This window comes from Peribacillus sp. Bi96, assembly GCF_918698115.1.
In the GTDB taxonomy this organism is placed as follows: Bacteria; Bacillota; Bacilli; order Bacillales; family DSM-1321; genus Peribacillus.
In genome coordinates, this window is record NZ_CAKKLV010000058.1 from 1 (window position 1) to 5516 (window position 5516).

General features: G+C 37.0%; 3 protein-coding genes. 2 read left to right on the forward strand and 1 reads right to left on the reverse strand.

The annotated features are described in order from the left end of the window. Positions 1–624: 624 nt before the first annotated feature. Complete coding sequence (locus tag LQ203_RS27115; protein WP_230163016.1) at positions 625–1827, forward strand: IS110 family transposase; 1203 nt, start codon at positions 625–627, stop codon at positions 1825–1827. 668 nt (positions 1828–2495) lie between these two features. Further along, positions 2496–4166, forward strand: a complete 1671-nt coding sequence (locus tag LQ203_RS27120; protein ID WP_230163018.1) for a M4 family metallopeptidase — start codon at positions 2496–2498, stop codon at positions 4164–4166. Between the two features lie 1233 nt (positions 4167–5399). Here the strand turns inward: LQ203_RS27120 and LQ203_RS27125 are convergent. Continuing rightward, positions 5400–5516, reverse strand: a 117-nt coding sequence (locus LQ203_RS27125) for an IS3 family transposase (protein ID WP_356715595.1), incomplete at its 5' end; no start/stop codon positions are given.

The following is a 5516-nucleotide window of genomic DNA, read 5'->3' on the forward strand; positions in this document are numbered from 1 at the left end:
ATTATAAGTGTGTATAAAGGAATACTATTAATAAACGAAATCAAAGTGTTTATGAAATTGTAAAGGCACCCATCCCTGGTTGTCACTTTCTTTTACTAATGAAAGCAGGTATGTATGGAACTACCTTCAAAAGTTATTATCTTGTTGAACTAACAAATATGGGGTAGGAAATAGCTCCATTTTCTTATGCAACTAACAGGGCAGATTAGTTCAAGTAGCATAGTTTATTCGAACTATGCAACATAATCATTTAAAAATTACTTTGGAATATTTTTTGATTTACTACGAATCCTAATTTTAGGAGGCGACAAAATGAAAAAACAAGAAAAATCAAAAAATCTTGGCCTCAATAATAAGTCTTATAGAACTAACGGGTGCGTCGTATTATAAGGTTGACCAGTAAAAATTACTGGTTGACCTTTTTTTAATAGAATCTATTATATCAGTAGCCAGGGTAGGACGTACGGGTGCGTGGGACTTGATCTCGTGAACTAAACTGTCCGCCCCCTACTTGTAGAAACATGTTTGAGGCTGGTTGGGACGTAGATCTCGTATAACAAGCGAAGCTATGACACTGCATGGAGGACTAGGGGTACTGGTTAGTAAGTAAAGGAGGTAAAAATAATGAATCCAGTTGTTGGTCTGGATGTGGCAAAAGGAGAGAGCCAAGTTCAGGCATTCTTAGATCAATCTAAACCGTATGGGAAGAGCTTTTCAATGAAGCATACTAGAGAGGAATTAGATCATTTTATAGGATTTCTAAAAGAAATTGAAGAGGTGACAGGGCAGATGCCTATGGTCATTTTAGAATCTACAGGGCATTACCATTCTCCCGTTATTCAATACCTGGAGGAACAAGGGATTCTATATATCTTACTAAATCCGATTATTTCATATCAGGCAAAGAAGTCCAGTTTACGGAAGGTAAAAACAGACGCAATCGATGCGTACCAGTTGTGTGTGCTGTATTACAAAGAGGATTTAGAACCTCATAAAATTAGAGGCATTCAGCTATTAGACCTTCGGAATTTGTCCAGACAACAGGAAATCGTAACAAATATGTATGTGGAAGCTAAACTTCAGTTTCACACCATTTTAGATCAAGTGTTTCCTGAATACCGGAAGGTTTTTGGGGATTTATATTCAAGGGTTTCTTTATTGATATTAATGGAATATCCCACTTCAGAGGCGGTATTAACAGCCGGGGAAAGTAAGCTATCAGAGAGTGTTATAGAGTTCTGTCCTAGCCGATCGGGTCAATGGGCATGGGAAAAAGCAAAAAAAATAATGGACTCCGCATCTCGAAATCCATACCAAAAAAACGTGTATGAAAGTCACGTAATCAATCTTCGTATGTATATTGAGTTGCTTTTTCATTACCAGGGACACCTTTCTGATTTGGAAGATCGTATAGTGGCCCTGGCAAATGAACTGGAAGAATATAAGATCATCCAATCGATTCCCGGTATAGGAGAAAAAATCGCAGCCACGATTATCTCTGAAATTGGTGAAATCGACCGGTTTAATCATCCGAAAAAACTAGTTGCCTTCGCTGGAGTAGATCCAAGTGTTCACCCATCGGGTAAGTTTACGGCAACCATTAATCGTATGACTAAAAGAGGTTCGAGCAGACTACGTCATTCTCTGTATCTTGCCGTACTATGCGGCATAAGAAGTTCAAGGAACAAAAAGCTTAAAGCATTCTATGATAAGAAAAAATCAGAAGGAAAACCGGCCAAAGTGTCAATCGTTGCCTGTATGAATAAGTTGCTTCATTGGATTTACGCTTTATTAAAGAGAAAAGAAATGTTCCTAGATTTAGCCTAATTAACAGTTTTGTGAAACAGATAAAAATCCTTCCAAAAGGGTTTTGGAGGGTTATTTGGCATGACCAAAAATAGTATATCATAAGGGAAATGAAATTTTTAGAGAAAGATATTGACATCCTATTAGCTGGTTTAGCTCTATAAGAAGAAGTAAAAAAGTCGATTCCTTAAGGGTGAACTGACCGGCGATTATTACTTATTCTCCATTCGAAAAAATAAGAGTATTCGAGTTTCATTTCGAATACACTATTAATTTGAAGAAAATCAACTAAATTGGAAGGTGCCTGGCACTTCTTTTCTTGGGACTGACCCAAATGTCGCTAACTCTCCTAAAACCAGGCGGCATGGCCGTGCATCATGCCCGCAGAGCTTCCGTGTCAAACAGACTATCATTATACCTATTATAATGCATATTCCAAATTAACTAGCTAAGATCCTACTTTTTATAATTAGTTTAAATTAACTACAAAAAAAGTATAGAAAATCCAATAAATTTAGAAGTATTTTTAAGTTCATCACCATGTAAAGTGGTAAATTCTGCCTGCTGTAAGATAGCATCTTGGTTTTTCTTGCTAGTTTTTATAAAATTAAAATAATTCCAATTATTCATGTAAATTAACTTTTATTAATCTATAATAAAGTATATGGAAAATAATGGGGGGATCGATATTGAAGAAAAAGTTTATTGTTCCTGCAGTTCTATCGTCAGCGTTGTTGGTAGGTTCTATCCCAGCCGGTAATGTATTTGCAAAGCCGGTTGATTCGAAGGTGGCAAGTAGTGTACAAGCTTCTAAAAAGTGGAATGAGAAGGCAAGCGTTCCTGTTTTTGTGAAGGAGCGATTTGCTGAGAAATTCTCTTCTAGCAACCCTTCCAATGCACTAAATTATTTAAAGAAAAACGAAGGTAAAACCGGAATTAAAAATCCAGATAAAAACCTAAAAGTAAAAGATTCACAAAAAGATAAACTCGGTATGACCCACGTTCGCTTTAATCAATCAATAAATGGAGTGAACGTAGAAGGATCCGAAGTTATTGTTCATTTTAATAAGAATAATGAAGTCGTATCCGTCAACGGAAGAGTAAATCAGACGATTGCCGATGATGCGGTGGACACGACTGCCTCCTTAAGCAGTGATGCAGCACTAAAGCAGGCACTATCATCTTTCAATGCCCCTGAAGAGCTAACGTATGAGCCAACTTCTGAGCTTGTAGTCTATCCTTTTGAAGGAGAGAATCATACAGCTTATAAAGTGAATGTTAACTTCATGGGGGATGAGCCTGGCAACTGGTTTGTCTTTGTGGATGCAAACACGGGAGGAATCATCGATAAGTATAATGGTTTAATGCATGCTGATGAAATGAAAACACAAAATGGTGCTGGAAAAGGGGTACATGGTGCTCACAGGGAATTACATATTACCCAAGTGAAGGAACCTAAATCTGGAACTCAGTTTGCGTTAGCTGATTACTCTCATAATGGTCTTGATGGAATACTTACGTATGATGCTAAAAATGATAATAGTTCCAGTAATGATACTCTATATGTGGGGAATTCTGCTGCATTTATCGGCGACTATGATCGGGCTCTTGTCGATGCACACTATAATTCGGAAAAGGTATATGATTATTACCTTAATGAGCATGGCCGAAATTCTCTTGACGGTGAAGGAATGGCAATCATTTCTAAGGTCCACTATGGCAATAATTACAACAATGCATCCTGGAATGGGCGTTGGATGACCTATGGGGATGGTGACGGTGAGTTCTTTATTTCACTATCAGCCGGTCTTGACGTTGCTGCCCACGAAATGACTCATGGCGTCATCACTCATACAGCAAATTTAGTTTACCGCAATCAATCTGGAGCACTAAACGAATCATTTGCTGACGTCTTTGGTGCACTTGTTGACGACGATGATTGGGAAATGGGCGAGGATATTATGGCACCAGCTGCTAAAGCTGACGGTGTAACGAGATTGCGCAGCTTGAGTAATCCAAACAGTGTTGTAGTAAGTAATGCGGAAAGAGCTGCATATGGCAGTGGAGTCTATCCGGCTCATATGGATGAATTTTATCACATGCCAACTTCGGTAGATGGCGGCGGTGTCCATGTTAACTCCTCGATTACAAACCACGCTGCATACTTGATTGGTCAAGAAATTGGAAGGCACAAGTTAGGACAAATCTACTATCGTGCAATAAGCGTTTATTTAACGCCAAATTCCGATTTTAGTGACGCTCGTAAAGCTATTGTTCAGTCTGCAATTGATATTTATGGTGAAGGCAGCAAGGAAGAGGCTGCAGCTGCTGCCGGATTTGATTCGGTGGGAATTTACTAAGTATATAATTGGATCCGCCCGCAGGAATCAATATTTTTAGCGGATTTTAGAAGAATATTGAAGTGCGTTTTATGTTCCCCCAGAATAAGAGTTTGGGGGATTTTTTGTTATGGTCTCACCAGCATCCCATGTGTTGCCACATACACTCTGGACATGTTGAGTGTGGGAACATATTACTGTATGTAGTCAAATCGGTTTGGTTATCGAATATTAGCAATCTATATAAGAATAACGGAGGGAGTTCTAAAGATGGAAATGATTAATCTTTTTTGAGAGGTTGCTCTTTCCAGTTGTTAATTTTTCATGATTATGTCATGAAAGAACGGTCTCAACGAGTACTTACCAGATTTTTGAAAGTAAATACCTTTTTGACTTGTGAGGATTTAAGTAAAGAGTTCAATATTAGTGAGAGTACTTTTCGAAACGAATTGGTCCTGATTAATAAATATCGGTCTGAAAATAATTATCCATCAGGTCTAGTTTCAACCCTTTTCTTCTAGTAGTCGTAATAGCAGCTGTATTGGTTGTAGGGGGAGCTCTTCTTACGATCTGCAGTATGGTGTTAGAAAAAAGAAAGTGAATAATGATTTTCCTATTGTGAAATTATGCACTTTAACTAACGGGTGCGATAGCTTAAGTTCGGAACTGTCTTTAAGGCATGAGTAAGACACCACTGCCGAAAAATCAATTTGATTTTTCGGCCATTTTAAAATTTGAAAATGGGGAATTCAAGAATTATTTCTCTACAGATGCAATGATGTCTTCAGCTAAGACTTTAGAACCACTAGCACCTTTTAGATATTTCAATGTTCCTTCACTAGACAAATCAAATATCTTTATACTGCTCATTCTTTTATTTACTTCTTTAATGTTTAACTGGTTAGAAACAAAATTATAATTTGAAGGAATAATTTTATTGCCCGCTCTAGCTAAAGCATTTAAACAGACTATATGAGTTAGTCTATATTGCTTATAATCACTCCATTCAACAGGAACACCTCTTTTATACAATTAAAATAAGAAAGAGTTATATTAAGTATTTTTCCCTTAGGAAATTCGGCTTATCTTTGTATTTTTATTGTAAAGTAATATACTTTTCTTTAGTTCTTTTGCCAATTAACGTTCCTTTATTATACAAGGGGCTGTTAGGGGCAATAATTAGCTGTGTTGCAATCCAACTAAGATTATCAATTTGGATTTGAGTCAATATTTTGGACACAAAAAAGTTAAATCTTAAGCTGTTTTTGTAATTTGATCTTCAATGGCTTGTGGAGTTTTATATCCTAAGCTACTGTGAATTCTTTTTCGGTTATACCAACCTTCAATAAATTGGAATATCGCTAATTTAGC

What these genes read in the sequence shown, in the direction of transcription:
- LQ203_RS27115 (WP_230163016.1), top strand. Translation starts at nt 625, where the DNA reads ATGAATCCAGTTGTTGGTCTGGATGTGGCAAAAGGAGAGAGCCAAGTT.